General features: G+C 41.5%; 16 protein-coding genes. 13 read left to right on the forward strand and 3 right to left on the reverse strand.

The window, feature by feature from the left end; translation table 11 throughout:
* Position 1 precedes the first annotated feature (1 nt).
* From QVC79_RS01675 to QVC79_RS01735, 13 genes are all read left to right on the forward strand, one after another.
* Positions 2-1165: a FecR family protein gene (locus QVC79_RS01675; RefSeq protein ID WP_270595263.1), complete on the forward strand. Its 1164-nt coding sequence runs from the start codon at positions 2-4 to the stop codon at positions 1163-1165.
* A 160-nt stretch (positions 1166-1325) separates the two neighbouring features.
* Complete coding sequence (locus QVC79_RS01680; protein WP_287642427.1) at positions 1326-4673, forward strand: SusC/RagA family TonB-linked outer membrane protein; 3348 nt, start codon at positions 1326-1328, stop codon at positions 4671-4673.
* Positions 4674-4683: 10 nt separating this feature from the next.
* Entirely contained in the window at positions 4684-6132 is a 1449-nt protein-coding gene (locus QVC79_RS01685) for a RagB/SusD family nutrient uptake outer membrane protein (protein ID WP_270595265.1), read from the forward strand.
* Positions 6133-6146: 14 nt separating this feature from the next.
* The gene (locus tag QVC79_RS01690; protein ID WP_270595266.1) at positions 6147-6887 is read left to right on the forward strand and encodes a DUF4843 domain-containing protein; all 741 of its coding nucleotides are present in this window, start codon (positions 6147-6149) and stop codon (positions 6885-6887) included.
* A 20-nt stretch (positions 6888-6907) separates the two neighbouring features.
* Positions 6908-8443 (forward strand): PKD-like family lipoprotein, encoded by a 1536-nt coding sequence (locus QVC79_RS01695; RefSeq protein WP_270595267.1) that lies wholly within the window; start codon positions 6908-6910, stop codon positions 8441-8443.
* Between the two features lies 1 nt (position 8444).
* Entirely contained in the window at positions 8445-9536 is a 1092-nt protein-coding gene (locus QVC79_RS01700; RefSeq protein ID WP_270595268.1) for a TlpA disulfide reductase family protein, read from the forward strand.
* 444 nt (positions 9537-9980) lie between these two features.
* Positions 9981-11153, forward strand: a complete 1173-nt coding sequence (locus QVC79_RS01705; protein WP_270595269.1) for a FecR family protein — start codon at positions 9981-9983, stop codon at positions 11151-11153.
* A 141-nt stretch (positions 11154-11294) separates the two neighbouring features.
* The gene (locus tag QVC79_RS01710) at positions 11295-14708 is read left to right on the forward strand and encodes a SusC/RagA family TonB-linked outer membrane protein (RefSeq protein WP_270595270.1); all 3414 of its coding nucleotides are present in this window, start codon (positions 11295-11297) and stop codon (positions 14706-14708) included.
* Between the two features lie 3 nt (positions 14709-14711).
* Positions 14712-16175: a RagB/SusD family nutrient uptake outer membrane protein gene (locus QVC79_RS01715; RefSeq protein ID WP_287642428.1), complete on the forward strand. Its 1464-nt coding sequence runs from the start codon at positions 14712-14714 to the stop codon at positions 16173-16175.
* A 32-nt stretch (positions 16176-16207) separates the two neighbouring features.
* Positions 16208-17044 carry a DUF4465 domain-containing protein gene (locus QVC79_RS01720; protein WP_164719781.1) on the forward strand — a complete coding sequence of 279 codons (837 nt, stop codon included), beginning with the start codon at positions 16208-16210 and terminating at the stop codon, positions 17042-17044.
* A 63-nt stretch (positions 17045-17107) separates the two neighbouring features.
* On the forward strand, positions 17108-19210 hold the full coding sequence (locus QVC79_RS01725) for a thioredoxin fold domain-containing protein (RefSeq protein WP_270595272.1): 2103 nt from the start codon (positions 17108-17110) through the stop codon (positions 19208-19210).
* Positions 19211-19421: 211 nt separating this feature from the next.
* Positions 19422-19994, forward strand: a complete 573-nt coding sequence (locus QVC79_RS01730) for an RNA polymerase sigma-70 factor (RefSeq protein ID WP_087421361.1) — start codon at positions 19422-19424, stop codon at positions 19992-19994.
* Positions 19995-20238: 244 nt separating this feature from the next.
* Positions 20239-22932 (forward strand): sensor histidine kinase, encoded by a 2694-nt coding sequence (locus QVC79_RS01735; protein WP_270595273.1) that lies wholly within the window; start codon positions 20239-20241, stop codon positions 22930-22932.
* A gap of 1 nt (position 22933) precedes the next feature.
* Here the strand turns inward: QVC79_RS01735 and QVC79_RS01740 are convergent, their stop codons facing one another.
* The 3 genes from QVC79_RS01740 to QVC79_RS01750 all read right to left on the reverse strand — a co-directional run bounded on the left by QVC79_RS01740 (position 22934) and on the right by QVC79_RS01750 (position 25842).
* Positions 22934-24313, reverse strand: coding sequence for an FAD-dependent oxidoreductase (locus QVC79_RS01740; RefSeq protein ID WP_270595274.1), 1380 nt, complete (start codon positions 24311-24313; stop codon positions 22934-22936).
* On the reverse strand, positions 24310-24909 hold the full coding sequence (locus tag QVC79_RS01745; protein WP_270595275.1) for a DUF417 family protein: 600 nt from the start codon (positions 24907-24909) through the stop codon (positions 24310-24312). Before QVC79_RS01745 ends, QVC79_RS01740 begins: the two co-directional genes overlap by 4 nt.
* Positions 24910-24990: 81 nt before the next feature.
* Positions 24991-25842: a helix-turn-helix transcriptional regulator gene (locus tag QVC79_RS01750; protein ID WP_270595276.1), complete on the reverse strand. Its 852-nt coding sequence runs from the start codon at positions 25840-25842 to the stop codon at positions 24991-24993.
* Positions 25843-25995: the final 153 nt, after the last annotated feature.

Raw genomic sequence — 25995 nt, forward strand, 5'->3', positions numbered from 1 at the left:
TATGATGCAAGAATCTGATAAAGACGAATTGATTTTAAAAGTTTTGGACGGGATAGCAACACCGGACGAAATTCAGGCTTTGGCTCGATGGATGGAAACGGATCCGTCGAACGAGGTTTATTTTAATCAATTGAAGAAAGCTTGGAATTTGACGAGTGGGCCAATTCCTTCCGAAGAGAGGGTGGAACATGAGTTGGGGAATTATATGGAATATATTCGCTCTAAACATCAAAAGTATTCTATTGGGCTACTTTTGAAATATGCAGCGATTGTCATGATACCTTTATTGTCCGTGATTTGTTGGTTACAACTGGAAAAAGATGAAATTCCGTCTCAAATGGCTGTCGGTAATCCGGGAATTATACCGGGAGAACATAAAGCCATGTTGATAACAGCCCAAGGGCAGACAATCGCTTTATTACCTTCTCAGGAAAGAGATATTTGCGTGCAGGAGGATTTCGTGGTGAAAAACGGACAAGCTGGAATTGTTTACCAAGATTCGAAAAAGGCTGTTTCTACGTTACAATATAATACCTTGAAGACTCCACGAGGAGGTGAGTATACGGTAGTGTTGTCAGATGGAACGAAAGTGTATTTGAATGCCGCTTCAGAGTTGAAATATCCGGTACAATTTGATAGTAAAAAGCGGCAAGTGCATTTGTCGGGAGAGGCTTATTTTGAAGTGGCAAGAGACACGAATAGACCATTTTATGTGGTAACAGATGCCGTTCGGGTAAAAGTTTACGGGACGGAATTTAACGTGAATACTTATGGTATCGGTGGAACGCAGACCACGTTAGTATCAGGTAAAGTGGGGATTCGGGGAAAGAGTTCGGGGCAGGAATATATGATGGAGCCTTTACAATTGGCCGAGTTTGATGTGAATGGGGAATTTAAAGGAATCCGAAATGTAAATGTAAGGACTTATACGGCTTGGAAAGAAGGTTTTTTCGTGTTTGAGAATGAGGGATTGGAGGATATTTTGAATCGTTTGTCTCGTTGGTATGACGTGGATGTGTTTTATGGAAGTGAAAAAGTGAAAGGATATCATTTTACCGGGCATATGGAGAAATATGAAGATGTAGAAATTATTTTAAATGCGATTAGTAAGATGGTTGGTGTACATTTTACGATAAAGGATAGAACAATTGTAGTTACAGAATAAAAAAACGGCGGATGTTAGCGCATCCTCCGTTGTTAGCGATAAACGACAGGAGTCCTAGGAAAACGACTGTCGCAAATAATAATCTTAATATTGCAAATATATGAAAAAAAAACGGTTATGTCTGTCTTTGGGTGGACATAGAAAACGAAAAATTTTATTGATGATGAAGCTATGTATTTCATTGTTGTTGTGTTTTACGTTGGGATTATCAGCATCAACGTTAGCTCAACAAGAACGGGTAAATCTTGATTTAAAGCAAGTTTCGATTAAGGTGTTGTTTGATGAAATTCAGAAGCAGACGAATTTGTCGTTTGTGTTTAATACGGAACAGGCTACAAAATTAGGATTGGTTTCCGTGCGGGCGGTTGATGAGACGGTGGAGAACGTTTTGCGCAAAGTATTAATGAATACGGGAATGATGTTTGAGTTTGACGGGACATTAATTATTGTTCGCCCGGAAGAGCCGGAAAAGAAGGAGGTGACAAAGATAAAGGTTACCGGAACGGTGAAAGATGAGAAAGGTGAATTCTTACCGGGAGTAACAATATTACTGAAAGGTACTCAGATTGGTGCGGTTACTGACGTTGATGGTAAGTTCAGTTTTGAATTGCCAAAGCAGGATCATCTTGTACTTGTTTTCTCGTTTATAGGATATAAACAACAGGAAGTAAAGGTGAACGGAGAGGGTGCAAAACCATTGGAGATCGTCTTGAAAGAAGATGTGACAGAAATGGATGAGGTTGTGGTCACCGGTATTTACCAGAGAAAAAAAGAGAGTTTTACCGGTTCTGCGACAACATTTAAGAAAGAAGAGTTAAAAATGGTTGGTTCCCAGAACTTGATTCAGAGTTTGAAAACGTTGGATCCTTCTTTTTCCATTATGGAAAATAATCAATTCGGATCGGACCCGAACAGATTACCGGATATTGAAATTCGTGGTAAAACGAGTGTGATCGGGTTGAAAGAGCAATTTGGAACTGATCCGAATCAGCCATTGTTTATTTTGGACGGATTCGAGACGACCTTACAAGTCATAACTGACTTGAATATGGAGCGGGTGGAGTCTGTTACGATTTTGAAAGATGCGGCTTCTACTGCTATTTATGGATCAAAGGCTGCCAACGGTGTGGTCGTAATTGAAACCAAGAGACCAGAACAGGGTAAGTTTAAGATTTCGTATGTAGGTGATTTTAGTATTTCAATGCCGGATCTTTCTGATTATAACTTGATGAATGCGGCTGAAAAATTGGAATTTGAAAAGTTAGCGGGGTATTATGACGCTTCTTCCTCGGGAAGTGCCGGTTCAAGAATGACACAATCGGTGTTAGACAGCTTGTATAACAGTCGTCGTGCAGATGTCGCTCGCGGGGTGAATACGTACTGGTTGCATGAACCGTTGAGAGTGGGATTCAGCCATAAACATAACCTTTATGCGGAAGGTGGAGATGAGGCTGTACGTTACGGTTTGGGCATAAACTATAATAATATTTCCGGAGTGATGAAAATGTCAAGCCGTAATATTATCGGTGGAAACTTTGATTTGAGTTACCGAAAAGGGAAAATCTCTTTTGCTAATAAATTTTCATTAGATTATAACAAAGCGGAGAATCCGGTTGTACCGTTTTCCGAATTTTCGAGAGCCAATCCTTATTATCGGAAAACAGGTGCGAATGGAAAGATCGAGCGTTATCTCGATCACTTTGACATCCCGGGTACGAATACGACCTATTCCGTGGGTAATCCGCTTTGGAATTACAGTTTGAACAACCTTGATGAAGAAGATCAGTTTAGTTTTAGAAATAATTTGAATCTAGAATGGAGAATTATGCCGTCCTTGTACCTGAGAGGACGTTTGGGGATAGGTAAAGGCGTGAAGAAAACGGAACAATTTATCTCCCCGCAACATTCGAGATTTGACAATTACGTGCAGGATCAAAAGGGTAGTTACACCTCTACGACGGTTAGTGAATTTTATTACGATGGTGATTTAACTTTAACTTACGGGGCTTTATTGAAAGAAGTTCATCAGGTAAATGCGGTGGTCGGAACAAATCTTCGTTCCAGTTCTTCGACGAACGAGGGATACTCAGTTTCAGGCTTCCCGAACGGGAATTTCACGAAACCTTCTTTCTCGAATGGTTTTAGAGAAGGTAGCAAACCGACCTATTCGGAAAATGAAAGTCGTTCCCACAGTATTTATTTTAACGGGGGATATGCGTATAACAATCGTTATTTGTTAGATGTGAATTTCCGTCTAGATGGTTCTTCTGCTTTCGGTAGCAACAAACGCTACACGGAAACGTGGGCTGTGGGTTTGGCTTGGAACTTGCATAATGAAGCATTTTTGCGTGAGATAAGTTGGATAAATTTGTTAAAGATCAGAGCTTCTGTCGGAAATCCCGGTAATCAGAATTTTAGCTCTTATCAATCCGTGACGAGTTATGCATTTAATACATGGATGCAAAGTTCTTTCGGAACGAGTGTATTGGTAGATGCGATTGGTAATCCTAATTTGAAATGGCAAAAAACACTGGATAAAAATGTAGGTGTGGATATTTCTTTGTTAGGTAATCGTTTGAACTTGAACATGGATTATTTTATTAAGGATACGGATCCTTTGTTGGTTTATATCACCGTCCCTTCTTCCGTGGGTATTACTTCGGTGGGAACAAACATGGGAAGTCAACTTACCAAAGGGGTGAACGGAACCTTGAAATATTCACCGATATATCGTCCGTCAGATCGGATTAACTGGACATTAAGTGTTAATTTCAGATGGCAAAAAGCCCGTTATGAGAATATAGGTAATAGTTTGGAAAAATTGAACGAATCGAATCGAGAGGAAGGCGATGTAGAAGGAGATGGATCTTACCGGGATAAGAATACCAGTTTGACACGTTATTATGATGGAGGTGATCCGAATTCTTTGTGGGCTGTTCGTTCTTTGGGAATTGATCCATCCACGGGGCGGGAAGTGTTTATAAAGAAAGATGGGACCTATACTTTCGAGTATGATGTGAAAGATGAAGTGATTGTGGGTAATAGTCAACCTAAGTTGGAAGGGGTGTTGGGAAGTACCTTGTATTATAAAGGTTTTTCTTTCTCATTCTTTTTCCGTTACAAGTTAGGTGCGGATGTGTTTAATAATGCGATGTATACGAAAGTAGAGAATATTTCAGAAAGTTCATTAAAATATAATCAGGATAAACGGGCGTTGTATGACCGTTGGCAAAAAGCCGGGGACCGAGCTCAATTCAAGGGAATTTCATTGACGGAGACCACGAAGATTTCTTCCCGATTCATTCAACGTGAAAACGTGTTAAGTGGAGAATCTATTTCTGCTGGATATGATTTTAATCCTAAGAAATTGGCCAAACTTGGAGTGTCGGCTGTTCGTTTGCAGGCGAATATGAATGAAATTTTCCGGATTTCCAGTGTGAAGGAGGAACGTGGTATTGACTATCCGTTTGCTCGTACGATGTCAATGTCCCTTTCTGTAACTTTTTAAATGATGTGATATGAAAGTGTTAAAATCAATAAGAACGGTATGTGTCGCATTGCTTGTGGTTGTTATGAGCAGTTGTGATAGTTGGTTGGATTTGAAGCCAATTGACAAGGTGTTGGAAGATCAGTTGTATGAAACCGAAGAAGGGTTTAAACAAGCTTTAACGGGGGTATACGTGGAGTTGAATCAAGGGACGTTATACGGGGGAGATTTGATGTTTAGAATGGTGGAAATTCTGGCTCAACGGTATAATCTTGGCTCGATCGGTTCTTACAAGGAGTGGGTAGCCTACAATTACGGTGATGACGATGTGAAGAAGAGTATTGATGGGTTGTGGCAGAAGATGTACTCACTGATCATGAATTGTAATAAATTGTTGGAGAATGCCGATTTGCGTAAAGAGGTTTTCACGGGCGACAATTACAATATTATTTACGGTGAGGCTTTGGCTTTGAGAGCCATGTTACATTTTGACTTATTACGTCTGTTCGGGCCTGTTTACAAGACGAATCCGGAGGGACTTTCCATCTGTTACAACAAGAAATTTGCTTACCAAGGTTCCAATATCCTCCCGGCTTCGAAAGTAATTGATAACGTGTTGGAGGATTTGAAACAGGCGGAGCAATTATTGGTTAAAGATCCGGTGATTACGGAAGGCCCGAGAAATTCTGCGGCTAGCGATGGGGTTAATGATCTGCGTTTGCGTACTTATCGATTGAATTATTATGCCGTACAGGCTTTGATGGCTCGCGTGTATTTGTATGCCGGGCGTAATGAAGACGCTTTGAGCATGGCTCGTAAATTGGTAGAAATACAGTCTAAATGGTATCCTTTTGCGGATTACAATTCACTAATGGAGAGTGGAAATAAGAGTAAGGATCGGGTGTTCTCGACAGAAGTATTATTTGGGTTGGAGAACAAACAACGTGGTGAAATATTTACGAATTATTTTACACCGGAATTGGACAACGGCATATTGGCTCCGACGAATACAAGTTTGTTGAACATCTTCTTGACGGAAAGTACGAGTGATTGTCGTTTCACTCCATTCTGGATCAAGCCGGACAATGGTAAATACACTTTCCGTTGTTTCCATAAATATGAAGCCCCTGAGGAGAGTGATCCGTTTTTCTCTTATTTGGTACCAATGATTCGGATCAGCGAGATGTTTTATATCGTGGCGGAGACCACGGACGATGAAACGGAGGCTCGGGCTTGTTTGAATCTGGTGCGGAGAAACAGGGGACTTGTTGCTTTTGAGGATACCGAAATGGTGGATATTCAGCAAGTGTTGGAAGAGGAATATATGAAAGAGTTTTTCGGAGAAGGTCAATTGTTCTTCTACTATAAACGTCTGAACGTGTCTTCTATCCCGGCCGGAGACGACAGCGGTATGGTTACTATGGACGAAGTCAAATATAAATTCCCATTGCCGGATAGCGAAACCGATTATAGAAATTAAATATGAACCGTACGATGAAAAAATATATATTCATATTTGCAGCTCTGATTGTGAGTCTTTGGAGTTGCCAGAAAGATTTGGATCTTTATTCCGGGCGTGATTTTATCTATTTCAATCCGTCAGCAGGTTTGGATTCTACCTATTTCTCATTTGCTTACGTGGATGTGAATAAGGAGGTGGATTCTCTCTATATTATGGTGAGAACCGGTGGTGAGGTGAAAGATTACGACCGACAGGTGAAAGTGAAAGTGGCCGAAACGAATGCTACAGTGGATGTTGATTATAAAGCTTTGGCGGATTCATACACTATTCCGGCGGGGAACACGTTCGGTGCGATTCTTGTGGAACTGTTACGACCGGAAATTTTGAAAAAAGAGGAACGTTACATTATTTTGGAATTGGAAGAGAACAACGATTTTACGTTAAGTTATCCGACCAAAGTAACCTCTTCAAATGATGAAGGGTATAGCGCCATTCGTTATAGAATCTATTTCTCCGAGATTATGACTCCTCCGTTGAAATGGAGTATTCCTGAATTTGGTGAATTTTCGGTGAAGAAATTGGATTTCATGTGTACGGAGATGAATATGACACGGAATATGTTTAATGATCCGGAATATATGCTTGCTTCTCGTCAACAATATGTTGGAGCTAAAATGGTACAGATTTTAGATGAATATAGTGCGAACGGTAACCCGATCTATGAAGATGACAACGTGACGTTGATGAAAATGGGTGATAAGTATTATAAATAGAATCATAAAAGAGAAGAATGATGAAAAATATATTATTTCTAGTAATGCTATTCATCACGGTGGTTTTAAGTGCCTGTTTTGATGATAAAGGGAATTATGATTATCACGAAATCAATGAATTGCATATAACAGGATTGCCAGAGGAGTTGCAGGTGAAATACCGAAATGTGGATACTTTGCGGGCAACCCCGGTTATCGAAGCAACAGCTGACGACGGCAGTATGCCGGATCGGTATAGCTTTAAATGGGAAGCCGTGTCCGAATTGAAAGCCGGAGAGACTCAAACGACCTCGTATTTGATTGGAGAAGAGGAAAATTTGAGCTATTTTGTGGAACTTCCGGATGGCGAGTACAACGTGAATTGCTTGGTGAAGGATACGATTACTCGGGTAACTTGGAAAGGGACATTCAAATTGAGAGTAACTACCCAATTAAATGAAGGTTGGCTGGTGCTTTCGGATGTAAATGGAAATGCCCGTTTGGATTTGATTTCGATGTCCGCTAAAGAGGATATGGTTGTACGTGATATATTGCAGGACGCTCCAGAGTTGAAAGGGCCTAAGAGAATAAATTCGGTATATCAAATGTATTATAATCAATGGGGAACGGATTTAAGATTTTATATTGTTACCGAGACTGCAACCGCTGCACTTGATGTTGCGACTTACCAATGGGATGAAGCAAATGAAATCCGTTATGAAATGTTGGAGTATCCGGTTGATTTTTCAGCCACGAATAGAACGGCAGGAATGGGTTGGGAACTATTGGTTTCGGATAAATATGTTTTTGGGGGAACAACCTTTGGACAAGAGGTACTTTTTGGAGTCCCTATTAATTATTTAGCAGGTGATAATGGAAATTATTTTAATGTTGCTCCGGCGGTTGGCGTGAATACATCATCGACTGCTATGTACAATGATATCATACTGTATGATACATCTAATAAACGTTTTGTGAAACTTGCAACGGGGGGAATGCGAAATTGTGAGTTGATGTCAGTGAAAGAATCCTTATTTTCTTGGAAGACAGGGAAGGATTTTGTTTGGATGGAAAATTCATTGTATGACGGAGGAACTACTTATGCGATATTGCAGGATACTGAAGCTCCTTATGCACGTTATTTATATGTAATGGGGATGCCTTCTTTTGGGGCAGGGGGGGCTCAGAAAAAATTCATTGAATTGAATGGCTACCCGGAAATTGAGAATGCTACGTGTTTTGCCGTACATCCGAATAATCCGTGGGTATTTTATGCTGTCGGGAACACGGTGTATTATTTCGATTTGGAAGGGCATAAAGCAGAACCTATTCATTTGGATAGTGAAACGATTACAATGTTGAAGTTTAATTTGTTTAGAGGCATAAATTCTGCATACGATCCGGTATGTAATGAATTACAAAGAAAATTGATCGTGGGATCGGTGAAATCCGGCGGAGAGTTGAACGGTGTGGTACGTACGTATGATTTGCCAACGGTGATCGGTGATGATTTTGTTGAGTCTACTATGCACAGTGGATTCGGAACTCCCGTTGATGTAACTTATAGAGAGAAATAGGATGAGGAAGATATTGGTTTGTGTGGTGTTTGTGCTTGTATGTTGCGTGGTTCATGCGCAACATACAGGCCAATACAAAATTGGTGGAAAAATTGAAGGGATGGATTCCGGACGGGTTGTGATGAAGCAGAAAACGATGGATGGTTATAAAGAATTGGGTTCTTCGGACATCCAAAAGGGGCGTTTCGAGTTTAAAGGAGAAATATCGGAAATCCAGTCCGTACAATTATTTTTTGATGATCAACGAGGGAGTTTGACATTATTCCTTGAACCGGGGAAGATTCAAATAGCCGTAAAAAAAGATTCGGTATATTACGGGAAAGTAATAGGTACGCCGACAAATGAATTGTGGGGATATTTTAACGAAGAAGAGCGTCGTTTGGAAAGAGTGGAGATGGAGTGTGCCCAAGCTTATCAGAATTCATTTCAAACTAAAGATCGGGAGAAAGTACGTGCGGCAACAAAAGCTTTTACCGATGCAACGAAAGCTCGAAAAATTTTCCGAGCAGACTTTTTAGGTAATTCTGACTATAAGTATGCGGCAGCTTGTTTTTATCGTGCTTCACTCATGCAAAAGATGCAATATGCAGAGTTAGATTCTTTAGTGCGGAGTTATACTGGGATGGAAAATAATAACGACGTTCGTCTTATAACTCAACGTAGAGATTTAATGAGAAAGGTTGCCGTCGGAGTTAATGTTCCAGAGATCAATTTACCCGATGTTGAGGGAAAATCTTTTGCTTTATCTTCTTTAAGAGGGAAGTGGGTATTGTTGGATTTTTGGGCATCTTGGTGTGCGCCTTGTCGTAGGGAAGGAAAACATGTTCTTGAGTTGTACAAAAAATATCAGCAGGATGGATTTGAAGTTTTAGGTGTGAGTATTGATCAAAATCCTGATGCATGGAAACAAGCCATAGAAGAAGATCAGACTCCGTGGAAACACGTCTTAGATCAGAGGAATGAAGTGGCTAAAACTTTTGGTGTTTCTTCTGTTCCCCGGGTATTTTTGATTAATCCGGAAGGAATTATCGTGGCTGTTAATTTGTATGGAAAAGAGTTGGAACAACGTTTAGAAGAAATCTTCTCGAAATAGTATTTTTATAAAATGCAGGAGATCCGAAGAGGGACTTGAAAAAGTCACTTTTCGGATTTTATGTATTTTCTAATTTATTTTTACAAATACTTTCTTGTTTAGTTAATTTAATGATAGCCAGTTGTTAATATTTTGAAGTCGGTAGAATGAACGTTTTAGAGAGGTCGACTCGTTAAATAATATCTAATTAAAACCGGCTTCTCTCTTTCTCTCTCTTCGTATTCTGGAATATTTTTTTAATTTTGTTTTCACCCAGATACGGGGGTGAATTGTATTATATATGAGAAGCGATATTTTTATCATTAAACGTTCGTTTAATAATATTCACAAATTCCTCTAAAGACTTTATACCTTCTTTTTGTTAACCATTGGTATTCAGTTCTTTCCTTTTTTACCTTGTCCTTTGTTTTTCCCATAAATTTGCTCTCAACAATCGAAGGTATAATGAATGATTTGATACCAAGATTAGATATTTCTCGTTTGATTGTCAGAGATTTAAATGGAGAGATTAAAGAATCGGAAAAGCAAGAGCTGAAAGAGTGGATTAATGAAAGTGAAGAGAATAAAGCGTTGTATTTAAGAGTGCGGGGACGAGAGAATCGGAATCAGCGATTGGAGGTGATCCGGAAATTGAACAAACAGGCAGCTTGGCGGGAAGTGGAACGTAAAACAAGAAAAAGTCAGCATTTTATATCCGGGTGGCTTTATAAAGGGATTGCTGTGGCAATACCGATGGTTTTATTATTCTGTTTCTATTATTATAAATCGGGAGGGGAGGATTTGGAGATAGTCAAACAGGAAAAACGAGAAATTCATCCGGGAGAAGTAAAGGCAGAATTGATTCTGGCTAATGGGCAACGCTTGGCCCTCGATGCGGAAAAGGAGAATTCCGTGGAGTTAGATTTGGATGGGGTAAAGATATTAAAGGAAAACCGGGGAATACGTTACGAATGTGAGGATTTGGCGGGGGAGATACCGTATCATGAATTGAGGGTTCCGAGGGGTGGGGAGTACCCGATTACATTGGAGGATGGTACTGAAGTGTATTTCAATTCGGAAACAAGATTTCGTTATCCCGTGAAGTTTGGTGATCGGGAGCGTAAAGTGTTTCTCGTGGGGGAGGCCTATTTTAAGGTGAAACGGGAGGTTGACCGACCTTTTATCGTGGAGATAGGAGAGAATCGTATAGAAGTGCTTGGAACGGAATTTAATGCTCGTTATTATCCGGAAGAGAATAAGCAAATGACCACGCTTGTTTCGGGGAAAGTGAAATTTATTTCAAAAGATGATAAAAGTCTTGTGCTTGCTCCGGGAGAACAGGCGGTTCTGACGGATGAGGGTGTTTTGTCCTGTGAAACTGTTGATGTGACCCTGTACACGGCTTGGAAGGACGGGAATTTCGTATTTCGCAAACAGCGATTGGAAGAAGTACTAAACACATTGGCACGTTGGTATGATGTGGATGTTTTCTATGAAGATGTTTCTCGCAAGGATATTGAATTTACCGGGAATATTCAGCGATTCGAGCGTTTTGAAGAGATCGTCGGGCTTTTGCAGATGGCAGGTGATACGGAATTTGAAGTAAAAGGGAAAAGTATTTTCGTGAGGCGTAAATAAAGGACGAGGTATTTGCACTACCTCGTCCCTAAATCCGGCAAAAGCCGGGATTGTTATATTTTAAAACTTTACAAATGTATGAAAAAAACAGGTAATTGTGTCCATCTTCGGATTAGATGGTTGTTAAAAATGTGGTTAGCTATGAGGTTTTTAATGTTTTTTCTACTCTTGAGTGTAGTGCCGGTTTCGGCGTCTGTATTCGGTCAGGATGCTAAAGTGTCTTTGCAGGTAGAAAAGGCATCTCTCGAAAAGGTCATGAGCATTTTGGAGAAATCCACGGATTACAGGTTTGTTTACCAAAACAGTCAGGTGGAATCCGTGGGTAATTTGACCTTGAATTTTAAGGATTCCGACATCCGGGATGTGATGACGGAGTGTTTAAAGGGGTCCGGTTTGACTTTTAGTGTGGTAGGCGTGAATGTGGTGATTGTTCCGTTGGGAGAGAAACCACAGGTGCCAAAGGAGGACAAGAAAGAAAAACAAGTGAAAGGACGGGTTACGGATCAGGAAGGTCTTCCTTTACCGGGTGTTTCCGTGTTGATTGATAGTACCACGTTGGGTGTGGTGACGGATATCGAGGGAAATTACGTGTTGACCTATCCGGAAATGAGTAATGTACGTTTACGTTTTTCTTTTATCGGGATGCAAACGAAGTACGTAACAGTGGGTAACAACACGGTTATCAATGTGGTTTTGGAAGAGGAAGTGAATCGTTTGGAAGAGGTTGTGGCAGTTGGGTATGGCACCACGAAAGCAAAGGATATGACCGGGGCGGTATCTCGTTTAGGGAAGAAAGAGATCGAAACGGCACCGATGGGGGCTTCTATTCAATCCATGTTGCAGGGACGGGCCCCGGGGGTGAACGTGATGATCAGTTCGGCATCTCCGACTTCGCCTGTATCGGTTATAATCCGAGGTTCCTCTTCTTTGTCCGGAGATTCTCAGCCCTTGTGGGTAATTGATGGGGTACCTGAATATTCGGCTGGGACTTCCGGTAATATTTCCAACACGTTGTATAATTTGAACTTGTCAGATGTGGAGACAATAGATATCTTAAAAGATGCATCTGCCACGGCGATTTATGGTTCGAGGGCTGCAAACGGGGTTGTATTGGTGACAACTAAACGAGGAAAAAAAGGCATGACTCCGACACTGGAATTTTCTGCCCGTTACGGGATTCAGACAATGAATGCGAATGATTTCGGGGTGTTGAATGCCGAAGAATATATTGCCTTATCAAAAGCTGCCGTACGAGCTAGTTTCTTCACGAGAGGAACCTTGGATTATTTTACCCGGAAGTATATTGATGAGGCGAAATTTAACGCTGCCACGAATAATAGTCAATTTGATTTGGAGACATTAGTGGATGATTTCTTCTTGGAGGATGCTTATTATGATGGTGATACCGATTGGTGGGATTTGATGACACATAATGCCGCAACGCAGGATTATAGTTTGGGAATCCGCGGGGGATCGAAAGAATCGTCTTATAATGCTTCTTTCTTTTATAAAGATCAGAAAGGAATCGTGAAAGGTGGTAGCTCTAAGTTGTTAGGTGGTAGTTTCAATTTTGATGCCTCTGTTCGGGAGGTGATTCGTTTCAAATTGGGCTTGCGGGCAACATCCCGTGTGACGAATGACAAGGATGATATGATCGGTACAATTTTGGATATGCGCCCGGATTACCCGGCTTATCTGGAAGACGGATCGATTAATATGATCAGTTATTACGTGGAGAATCCTCTTTTCTCGTTGAAGAATACGAAAGAAGGGAAAGGAAAAGATTTCACGGGGTCATTAGGATTGGAATGGGATATTATTCCCGGACTTACTTTGCGGACGAACGGGACGTTGAAGTATGGTATTAATAAGAATTTGAGTTATGACCGTAAATATTATGATGACGGAACAAGTTCTTCAACGGTTTCCAAGAATGAATCATATACCTATGTATGGGATAACACGTTGAATTATCTTAACACGTTTGGAGATCATAATCTGGTCGGTTTGTTGGGATTCTCCATTGAGAAGTACGAGTCAGACGGATTGTCGGCATCAGGCTCGAATTTTCCGGATGATGAGGTATTGACGAATTTGGGGAGTGCGGCAACGAAAAACTCGATAAGTTCAAGTTATTCTTCTAACACGTTGGTTTCTACTTTTGCCCGTGTGGAATATAAATTTAAAAATCGTTATCTCGCCACGTTTACTTTCCGTGCGGATGGTTCTTCTAAATTCGGTCCGGATAAACGTTGGGGATATTTCCCGTCGGGAGCTTTGGCTTGGATTATTTCTGACGAGAGTTTCTTGAAAGATTATTCTCATATTGTTTCTTACTTGAAATTGAGAGCCTCTATCGGAAAGACCGGATCACAGAATTTGGGTAATTATGACTGGAGAACGTTGATGGGATCAGCGACGTACAATAACGCTCCGGGAATAAAACCCTCTTCGCTGGGGAATGATATTTTACAGTGGGAATCTCAGGTACAAAAAGAAATTGGTTTGGATTACGGATTCTGGGATGATCGTATCCGGGGATCTATCGGTTACTACCAGAAAAAGGTCGATAACTTGTTGTATAGTGATCCAGTACCTTATTCATCTTCTTTCTCTTCAGTTACCCAGAATATTGGTTCTTTGAAGAATAAAGGTTTCGAGTTTGATGTTAAAGTGGATATTATCAAGAATGCTCAGAAGGATTTGACTTGGGATTTTGATTTCAACGTGGCAAGAAATGTTACGACGCTGGAAAAATTGAATAGTGAGGATGAGTATTTTGGTGGTGGTGCATATCAATATTTCAAAATTGATGTCGGAGGAAAAACCGGAATCTTGTATGGTTACAAATATGGCGGTCGATTGATCCGGACAAATGAGGAGTTAGTAGCCTTGAAGACGGTGAATCCAGAAACGGGGCAACAGCAATATTACCGGGATAATAATAATTATGAGCGTCCGGGAGACTTGTATATCATGGATTTGGATGGTGACGGGCAGATCACGGCTGACGGTGATCGGACAGAAATAGGTAATGCGAATCCCGATTTCTTCGGAGGATTCGGTACTACGGTTTATTGGAAAGGATTGATGGTGAACGCCACCTTTACTTATTCGGTCGGGGCTGATCGTTTCTATGATGAAGAAAAGAATAGTGCCGGAGACATGAACGTGTACAATACGTCCAAGAACGTGTTGAAGTCTTGGACGATGAATCCGGGTGTGGATCGGGGTTATCCGAGAGCCATGTATTATGGTTGGGGATCGAATTCCATTATCACGGATCGCTATGTTCACGATGCATCTTTCATGAGATTATCCGCTTTGAATATTAGTTATCGTTTGCCTCGTCGTTTATTCGGTTCCAGTATCGTGAATGCGATTGACGTGACATTCCAAGCAACGAATTTGTTTACTTGGACGAAATATCCGGGTATGGACCCGCAGGGAAACTTTAGCACGTCTTACAGTGCATTTTATAATATGGGTATTGATTACAGCTCTTACCCGTCAGCCAGAACCTACAATTTGGGAATAAAAATAACTTTAAAATAAGATATGATGAAGAGATTAAGTTATTATATCATGTTGTTGGGGATCGTGTTCTTTACTTCATGTGAGGATTTTTTGGATCAGGTTCCCAAGCATAATTTGACACTGGATAATGCCGTCACGGATTATAGTGGGGCAAAAAATATTCTGAACGGGATGTACTCGATCGTGGCTTCCAATTCTGCATTCGGGGGTGCGACTTGGTGCCGCCTGTCTTCACAAGGAGGATTTTACTCTTCATATACGGCTAATTTTAATATGGCTTATAAAGAAGGGTCTAATGACATGGATGGGACTTGGCAGGCTTTATACTCTTTGGTGAACTCTGCAAATGCGGCAATAGAAGCGATTTCGAATCTGGCCGAGAATAAATTTCCGACTCCGGAACGTAAAAAGGAAATGTTGGCTGAAGCTCGGTGTATGCGGGGTTGGGCTTACACGAATTTGTTCTGGTTGTTCGGGAGATGGTGGGATACGGATGATTCGGCTTACGGGATATTGTACCGGGATAAGATGGCAAATTTGAGTAATTTGCAGGTGCCTCGTAGCAGCGTCGGGGAATCGTACACGAAGATCTTTGAAGATTTGGATGATGCAATCGCCAATATGCCGGATTTCACGACTTCCCGTAGTTTGTCCCGTCAGATGGCACAGGTGTTGAAAGCAAAAATCTTACTTTATCGTGGGGTTATGCGTGGTTCTACGCAAGATTTGAAGGATGCGTTGACGCTAGTGGAGACCGTAAAACGGGATGCTCCTTCCAGTTGGCAAATGGAATCGGATATAGAAGCTATGTATGAAGTGGGTTGGGATTCGAAAGAGGTTCTGTGGGCGAGGTATTTGGGGGATTTTGCCAGCACGACGAATTACGAGTTTGACTATTCGTATAACATCGGTTATAATAATACCTATTCGGATATTGCAACCGGGTGGTTGAAGGAAGATCCTCGCTATGAGGTGGTCATGGATTCTGCCCGGGCTCCCGAGACTTGGGATACAAAGATGGTGTTTACTCCGGTGAAATTATATCATGGAGGACGCTATGATACGAAAGATGCTCCATACGCGACCTATTATTTCCGCTATGCCGAGTTGTATCTTATGGAATCGGAGTTGAAAGCCCGTTTGGATGATTATTCTTTGGAAGAAGCATTGAAGCCTTTAAATGATATGCGGGCATGCCGGACAAACCCTGTGTTACCGGCTTTATCTCCCGGAAGTAAGAAAGATTTGTTGAGAGCGATATTCCGGGAAATCTGGGTAGAACAGTTCTTGGAAAATGGAAGCGAGTATTTTGCCTCTTTGCGATTTATAAATGACACGGATGCCAGTGCTGCCCAGAATAAACCTTGGATATACACGCTGAAACCGGATGTGAATTTCACGGAAAATCAGTATTGTTGGCCGATTCCAGAGAACGAACGGTTAAAAAATCCTCTGGCAGTACAGAACCCGGAACTTGGTAATTGATGTTTGACAAAACAAGTAAATATATGAGATTTATGAGAAATTTGTGGTTTATATTCATTCTGATTATAGCTTTTATGGCATGTTCCGATGATAAGGATGTGCTAGCACCTGTACCGAATGATGTAACGCTGAATGAACTGGAGTTGGGTCGTTTTACCCATGCGATTCCAGACGGAGGCTTTACTTCGAAAGCGGCTCACAAGAATTCTGTAACGTTTAATACAAAGAAAAATAGTGACGGGACGTATGCCGGGTTTGCTTATTCAAACCGGAATAACCGTTCCTTTACGTGGACGGCTACTCAAGAGGCTTTGGATTCAAATATTTATAGTGTGTACACGAGATTTCCCAATGCGAATGAAGTATATGCTGTTGGACGGGTTGAGGGTGATGATACTTATTTTACGCTGGGAACTCCGGCCGTGGTAGAACATATTCTAGTGGCCAATACGACTTATACCTATTTGGCATTGGTGTATGGGGATCAATACGGGACAGAAGAGGAACCGGTTGCTAATCCCAATATTCCGGGTAGTGCGAATAAAAAAGGGGTATGGTTCACGAATGTTCCGGGAGGTGTGAAGAAAATGGTGGATGCCGATAAGGATTTTTACAAATTGATCGTTACCGGATATAACGGGGAGACAGAAACTGGTCAAGTAGAGTTTTATCTGTGTACCCGGAAGGGAGATCCGAGTCATCCGGCTTGGAGCTTGGTGATTAACGATTGGTATAAGGTGGATTTAAGTTCCTTGGGAGAAGTGTCGAAAGTTGTATTCCATGTGGCATCATCGGATATAGAGGCCGGAACCGGTCGGATGAGGACCCCACCGTATTTCTGTCTTGACGGGATTAGGATTAAAGAATAAATTCAATGAACAGGGACTGATTTTTCAATCAGCCCCTGTATGATATGAATAAAAAATTACTGTATGAAAAGAATTGTATGTTTATTGATATGCGTATGTGGCTATTTTCAGCTATTTTCGCAAGGAGTCGATTTTAAGCAAATCACGCTGAAGGAGGCTTTGGAGCAAGCAAAGGCTCAAGGGAAGATGGTGTTTGTGGATTGTTACACGACATGGTGCGGCCCTTGTAAAATGATGACGGAGGAGGTATTCCCTCAAAAGGAAGCTGGGGATTTTTTTAATGCTCATTTCGTGAATGTCAAGTTTGATATGGAGAAAGGAGAAGGAAAGGAACTTTCCAAGCAATTTAAAATACGGGCATACCCGACCTTTTTACTTTTGAATCCGGAGGGGAAGGAAACGTATCGGGTTGTTGGAGGCGGAGAACTTCAAGAGTTCATTCTTCGGGTAAAGAGAGGTTTGCAGAAAGAAAATACATTGGAGGTATTGGAAAAGGAGTACAAGACCGGAAAGATGACGAAAAAACGTATGTTGGATTACGTGCTGACGTTACAAGATACCTATGATAATGAGCGTTTAAAAGTGGTGGCGGATGAATTGGTGAAGCGTTTGACTTCTAAAGAAAAAATGGCTAAGCCTTATTGGGTAATATACGAGGATAGTTTCCTTTCTCCTTTGACATCCGATAATTTTGCTTTCCTATTAAAGAATAAAGCGGCTTTTGAAAAGAGTATCGGGGAAGAAAAAGTAAATCAGAAAATTGCTTCTGCCTATTCCGGTATGTTATATAGTTATGTTGCTGGGTTTGCAAAGAAAGAGGATGTCGGGCGGTTGGATGTGATGCAACAGCAATTGAATGAATATGATCTGCCGGGTAAGGAATATCTTCAAACCAAATTGGCCTTGGCTTATGCCCGTTGTAATGAGGATGTAAACGAGATGATATCAATTTTGGAACGAGAAGTACAGAATTTGCCGCAGGCAGAACTGTGGACTTTGGCAACCTCTTTGCAATTTGTGGAGAAAAAGGGAGATAAACAGCAATGGCAAAGAGTTGCTGCATTGGGAGATCAGTTCGTGGAATCGGCAGCCGGAGAAGATTTAAAAGGATATTTGAAATCTTTTTTCAGTCGTTTTAAGAAGCTGGCTTCTGTCGGAGTGTATTGGGAGGATCTGACTTTGGAACAGGCTTTGAAGAAAGCGGAAAGGGCAAAAAGTATGGTATTCATGGATTGTTACACTTCTTGGTGTGGTCCTTGTAAATACATGACTTCAAATGTGTTCCCACAGGAGATTGTGGGTGATTATTTTAACGAGCATTTTGTGTGTCTGAAAGTTGATATGGAGAAAGGAGAAGGGCCGGCATTAGCCAAACGTTATGGCATACGAGCTTTCCCGACGTTCTTGATTTTGCGTCCTGATGGTAGCGTGTATCACAAATTACTCGGTTCCGGTGAGGCGGATGCATTTTTGAAACGTGTACAGGAAGGAATGGTAGAAGAGAATTCCACGGGGAATCTGGACCGATTGTATGAAGAGGGAAACCGGGATAAGGCTTTCCTATCAAGGTATATTCAGTCTCTGTTGTCTATATATGAGGAGAATAAGGCGAAGGAAGTGAGTGCTGTCCTATTGGGATTGTTGGATGAGTCTGAAAAGGTGGATAGTAGTTACTGGTTTATTTTTGAAAGTCCGGCGTTGACTAAAAAGGGAACAGATCATTTTAAATATTTGGTAGATCATCGGGAGGAGTTCATCCGGTCGTTGGGTAAAACGAAGGTTGATAATAAATTATATGCCGTGTATTATAATCAGTTGAGTTATATCTTGAAAGGGTATGATAAAAAAAGTACAATAGAAGATGTGGTAAACATGAAAAACGAGATTAAATCTTTTAAGTTGGAAAAACGAAAAGAGTTGTCTGCATGTATTGATATAACGGAAGCCTATCTGAAAAAAGATGTAAAGGGCTTGTATAGCCGTTGTAAAAAAGGATTTAAATTGTTTCATGATGACGAAGCGATGAATATTGCGTTCCCGGTATTAAAATATCTGAAAACGGAAATGAAACAAGAGGATGATTTACAAAAGTTAGTTCTTATGTTGGAGGCAAATATTGAAGATGAGTCTTTAAGGAAGTATATTTCAATGAATATAGGGCAATAGTTTGTGTGTGAATGAGAATTATTTTCTTGTAATTAATATTGTCAGTTGTTCGTGTTAAGGGGCTATATAGCCCCTTAAAGTTATAAATAGGTTTTAATTTTATAAAGAAAAAGAGACTATATTGAAACATAATGAAATAAATCATTTCGTTTTTACATTTTCATTTCTATCTTTGTTTTACGTAAAGAGGAAATAAATAAAGCGTAAGTGTATGCAGGAACAAACTTCAATAAAAATCCAAGGATTGACGGTTGGTGACAGAAAGGTGTATCAACAGATCTTTGATACTTTTTATCATAGTTTGTGCTTGTTCACGCACCGTTTTATCGATGATCTGTCTGTTTGTGAGGATTGTGTGCAGGAGGCGTTTATTTCCTTGTGGGATAACCGGGAGGAAATGGCATCTGCGGCTCATGTGAAATCTTTTTTGTATCAAGTCAGCCGTAATAACGCACTGAATCATTTGAAACATGAGCGGGTGAAGAGTGAGTATATGGCCAAAGGAGTGCAGGAACTGGAATCACAGGTTTGTTTTATCAATTACGTGATCGAAGAAGAGGCAGAACGGATACTGGCTGAGACAGAACAAGAATTGGCACCGAAATGCAGGGAGATTTTCAAGCTTGCCATGCAAGGGAAAGATAACGAGGAAATTGCCCGCTTGTTGGGAGTTTCGGAGAACACGGTGAAAACGCAGAAAAAGATCGCCTATAAAAAGTTAAAACAGAAAATAGCAGAAGTAACGATGTTACTCCTACTATTGAATCAAGTGGTTGGTGAGTGATTACGGTTTTTGATAAACCTATAATTACTTTAATTCAACTTTAATGAGAAGGTAACATCACCTTATTTCAAGTGCTATTTTTATGTACCCACAACCAAAAATGAGAGGGTGTGGAGGTGGATGCCATCCTATCTAGTAACGTTGTTTAAACATATACCAAAAAATATTAAAAAAATAGACTACAAAGAGGGGGTAAACATATTATTATTTTCGTAATTTTGGTGCTGATGTATGAATTGAAGTTATGATGAGGAGGATCACGGCACTATTTTTCTTCTTGGGCGTGTATGTTCTAGGGTTTGCTGAAAATACACGGGGGAAGGAATATATACTGGTGCTTAACTCGATTAATTTTAACGAGGCTTGGGCGAACAATCTATACCAGAATATACGGGATGAATTCTCGTCCCCGGGGTTTCATGTTGAGGCGGAAGAATTGTCTATTCCGATGATGACGCGGATCGAAGATGTGGAAGAAAAAAGGGAATATTTATTGTCTCGATATTTAAAGCCGCCTAAAGTGGTCGTTTTTATCGGGGATCCGGCGTGGCTTGTGTGTCAGCCTTTATTTGATCGGGAATGGAAGGATGTTCCTGCCGTTATCTGTTATTCTAGGGATTCCATGCCGAGTAGTTTAGAAAATTTTGTCAATAAGGATTTTTTAGGAAAAGGGAAATTCATGTCGACGGAGGTGGCTACCGAGGGATATAATCTGACCGTGGTGAAACATCCCTTTTATGTTAGGAATACGATTGATTTGATTCGGAGATTACAGCCTGGGGTAAAGACGATAGCTCTTATTTCGGATGATCGTTATATTAGTACCATGGTTCGGGAGGAAGTGAGTAGCGTGTTGAAGAAGGATTTCCCCGAGTTGGGATTGGATTTGTTGACATCGATGGAGATGTCAACAGAGAAATTGCTGGATACATTGATGGAGTACAGCAGGGAAGTGGGTATTATTTATAATTCTTGGTTTTTAGGTAAAAGGCAATCCGAGAGTCATTACTTGTCAGATAATCTTCAGAAAATTATATATGGTTTTGTAGATGCCCCCGTGTTCACGTTAACGGAGATGGATATGGAAACGGGTGCTTTTGCCGGGGGATATTTTATCTCGGCATCGGATTTTGGTAAAGTGGCTATTCAAACCATACGGCAAATTTTGGGTGGTAAGCCGGCCCGGGAGATAATGGATCGGGTGGGGGGCAAACCGAAAATCTATTTAAACTATCATCATTTACAACATCATGGTGTAGACCCTGATAGCATCACGGGAGATGTCGTGTTTTATCAAGTCCCGCCTAATTTTTACCAACTTTACAAGGAGTATATTATTATCGCTTTGGCATTTATCATGTTGCTTGGAGCGCTCGGGATGATGCGTTTTCATGTCATGTGTCAGAGACGTCAGCAGCGGCAACGGGAATTTCAATTACTTTCACAATATCGGAAATTAGTCGACAATATGCCTGTCATTTATATTCGTAAGCAATTGCTTTTCGACGAGGCGGGGAATGTCGTTGATTTTATATTTTGTGATGTCAATAATCTTTTCGAGAAAGTCTTTCATTGTACTCGGGACCGGGTAGTCGGGAAACGTTTGACGGAGGCGGACGTGGATAACCAGCTTTTGGATTATATGATGGATAAGGAATCCAAACGAATAACTTCTTTTGTTTTTCCGGAAGAAAATAATGAAATTCATTATTACGATAAATTATCTTTCCCGAGTTCCGAGAAGAATTTTATGGATGTGTTCTTTATCGATCGGACGGAAGAATATCTGGTTTCCTTGAAAATGAAGGAGCATCAGGTTTCGCTGGAGGCGTTGAACCGGAGGTATGAACTGGTGCTGGGTGTGACACGGCTTATCCCATGGACGTGGGATCTGTTGAATAAGACGATTAATTATGACATTACATACGTGACTCACGAGCTTTGTAAGACGAAGGATTCGAGGATGATGACTGAAATGGAAGGGGATATGCTTGTTCATCCGGATGATCGGGCAGGAATGCATGAGGCCTATTATGACTTGTATTACGATCGGGCTGATATTGTTCGAAAAGAACATAGGTCTATGTTTCGGGGGAGATCAAAAGAGTATGTTTGGTTCGAGAGTTTCGTGACCGTGAGCGAGAGGGATGGAGAGGGTCATCCCACCTTGTTGGTTGGAGGATCTCTACTTATTGATGAACGGAAGAGGATGGAAGAGGAATTGTTGAAGGCGAAAGAGGCGGCTGAAATTTCGAATCATTTGAAGTCGGCTTTTCTTGCTAATATGAGTCACGAGATACGGACCCCGTTGAACGCTATTGTCGGTTTTTCTAACGTGTTGGCTTACACCGAGGACGAGAATGAACGGCAGGAATATATTAAGATTATAGAGAATAATAACACGTTGTTGTTGCAACTGATCGGGGATATTTTGGATTTATCGAAAATTGAAGCCGGTGTGTTCGAATTCGTGTATTCCGAAATCAATCTGAATGTATTACTGACAGAAGTTGTCCGGGCAGCTCGTTTACGATTAAAGAATGATTCGGTCGTTGTGGAGTTCGTGGAGTATTTGCCCGAGTGCGTGATCTATTCTGACGCGAATCGTTTGATGCAGGTGTTGCATAATCTTGTTACGAATGCCATAAAATTTACCACGAACGGGAGCATTCGTGTCGGATACAGGTTGCGGGATGATGAGTCGTTGTATTTTTATGTCTCGGACACGGGATGTGGTATTCCCGCAGACAAGTTAAAAGAGGTGTTCGGGCGATTTGTGAAATTGAACTCTTTCCAACAAGGTACAGGATTGGGACTTTCCATCTGTGAGAGTATCGTGACCCGGTTAGGGGGACAGATTGGGGTAATATCAGAAGTGGGGCAAGGATCAACCTTCTGGTTTACCTTGCCGAAATCTTCGTGGCAACAAGCGGATTAATTCATAGTTTAAATCTGAACAGGTCGTTGAATGATTCGCTCATGGAGGGGTGCGTGAAGATGAAATCCCGCAGGAATGTGTAATCCTGTCCCGTTTTCATGGCGATAGCTACGATATTGATGATTTCGCTTGATTCCGGACAAAATAGTGTACAGCCCAGTATCTTTTTCGTGTCTGCATCAATGATAGCCTTCAACATTCCCTCTGTTTTGCCGATCGTGTGTACTCGTGGAATGGAAGAGACGGTGAATTTGTTTACCTTGAAATTCAGGTTCTTTTTCCGGGCCTCTTCTTCATTCATTCCGATGCGGGAAAGCGGGGGTTCGATAAACACGGAATAACTGATTGGTTCCCGGTTGGTTGTTGCCCGATCCCCATTACCGAATAAATCTTCCCGGATGATTCGATAATCGTCCAGAGAAACATAGGTGAATTGCAGACCGCCTTTTACGTCTCCTATGGCACGGATATGGGGTGTTGTTGTCTTCAAATGTTCGTCCACGATGATGGCTCCTCTTTCGTTGACTTCGACCCCGGTCGCCTTTAGATTCAAGCTTTCCGTGTTAGGTTTCCTACCCGTGGCGAGGAGAATTGCATCCGCTTGGAGCGTGTTCAATTCGCCGCTTGCTGTATCCTTATAGGTGAGGGTAGCTTCTTTTTCGCCATTAGTCACGGATTGCACGTTAGCATTCAAGATGAAGCGAATCCCTTTTTTCTCCAGTACTTCCTGCACGTTGGCTGCAATATCCCGATCTTCCCGGGGAATCAATGCCGAGAATCCTTCCAACACGGTGACTTCCGCTCCGAAGGAGGCATACATGGAGGCAAATTCCAACCCGATGTAACCACCTCCGACAATGATTAACTGTCGGGGAAGTTCTTCCAGTTCCATGATAGTTGTGCTTGTGAATACTTTGGGATTATCCTGAATCCCGCTGATCGGGGGTATCACGGCTTCCGCTCCCGTGTTGATAAAAATGTGTTTTGCCGTTAGTTCGAAAGTCTCTTCTTTTGTTGTCACCCGAACGATCTCGGGTGAGACGAATTGTCCTTCGCCCGTGTAAACCGTGATGTTGGGGTTCCCGGCGAGGTTATCGTAGTTTTTTTGGCGTAGCTTGTCTGTTACATTATTTTTGAATGCGATAGCCTTCCGGTAGTCCGCTTTCCGTTCTTCGAAAGAGAGCCCTTTTTTCAGCGTGGCAAGTTCTGCTTGGTGGATGAGTGCTTTGGTCGGGATACACCCGATGTTGATGCAGGTTCCCCCGTACATTTTATCTGATCGTTCAATCATGGCAACTTTCCAGTCATGTTGAGCCAGTTCCGTGGCAAGGGTTTTACCACCTTTGCCGAAACCGATGATGATAGCGTCAAATTCTTTCATGATTCTTGATGTTTTAATTGATTTAATATGCGTTGTGCAGAATCGGATAGTAGCACTATGGCTCCTGCTAATATGGCCGTGTCTTTAATCACGAGGCGTCCGGCTCCCGATAACAGGGGAAAACCAAATTCCCCGCTTCCCAGATTGGGGACCCATACTTCGGGTGTCGTGGCAAGAAATGACAAGGTTCCGATAGTCATAATAATGGCCAGAATATCCCCGATGATGCCGATGCGGGGAAAGAATAATCCAAGGAAAACCAGTATCCCGATGGTACAGATCAGGACTCCCAGCCCGTAGGCGAAGGTGTACGTTCCGTTTACTTGATGCCATTCCCGGTTTTTGATTACGTAGGCTCCTTCCGCGTTTTTGTATTCCTTGTATTCCGGGGCTTGTTTGTTGTAGAAGAAACTCATGAAGGGACTGTTGGCAACGAACGGCACAATCCCGTCAGCCTCGTAGTGATAGTATTTCAGCCCCCCGATCCACACGAAAATGATGAGGATGGCCACACGGATCAGTTTTATGCCTAAACCTTTGCTTGATGCTGCTATCGTTAAAAAACGATGAATGGATTTTGTTACTTGCTCGTTCATTTTATTCCTGAATTAGATTGTTTAACTTCAGGTACAAAGATCGGCTATCCGCATGTGGTTAAAAATGGCAATTTTTCCGTTTTAGTTGTCAATTTTTCCCGATTCTTTCAACTGACGTTTGTATTGTGTAATACTTTCCCCGGAAACTTTCTTGAAGAAACGGCTGAAACTTGCTTGGTCTTCGAAACCTAAGAGATGGGCGATCTCCTTGGCTGTCATTTCGCTATATAGTAAAAGCCGTTTTGCTTCCGCCTCTACCCTCTGGTGGATCACTTTCAACGGGGAAGGTAAATTGTATAACGATAAAAGGTGCGAAAGGGTTTTAGGGGATTTGCATAACATATCGGCGTAATCCTGCACTTGTTTCTTTTTTTTGAAATGTTGGTCCACAAGCACGTAAAAACGACGAACCGAATTAAAACTCTCTTCCATGTCGGGCGTGATATGCAGGTTTTTGCGGGCAACCCGTGTCGTGTGAATGATAAAATGTTTCAACAGGATGCGCAACATTTCTTCTTTCAAGTTGTCGTTTACTTGAAATTCGCTTTGCAGGCTGGTGATGATGGCCTCGCAAGTTGCTTTTTCTTCTTCCGAAAGGCGGAAGTGCATGATGCGGGAGGTACCATTGAAAAGGAATCCGCTACATGAAACTTCGTGGTCGTTCCCGTAGATGCAATAGAAATTACTGTTAAAAAGGAGTATCATGTAGTCTCCTTCGGATTCCTTGATTTCCAAGTGGTGAAGGTTGGTCAGGGAAATAATATCGTTTTCTTGTAGCGTGATGAGTTGATGGTCAACGTCTATCGTGACGGTTCCTTTCCTTGCCCAGATAAATTTGTACAAACTGTTATCTTCACGGAGTGTTTTCGTGAGTTGAAAAGAATCCGTGAGGGCAATTGTCCCTTTTAGTTTCGTGTTGAAGGTTAATTCCATTGGAAGTATTTGTTAAATTACGTCGTCCCTTGTGCAAAGGTACGTATTTCCGTTGGAATATGGAGAATAAAAGCGAGCGTGCCAAAAGTCATTTTTAAACAACTACCCCCACTAACTCCCCCTTACACAGGGGGAGAAACCGCTTGGTAATCA

The sequence above is a fragment of the Butyricimonas sp. genome, from assembly GCF_019423355.1.
In the GTDB taxonomy this organism is placed as follows: domain Bacteria; phylum Bacteroidota; class Bacteroidia; order Bacteroidales; family Marinifilaceae; genus Butyricimonas; species Butyricimonas faecihominis.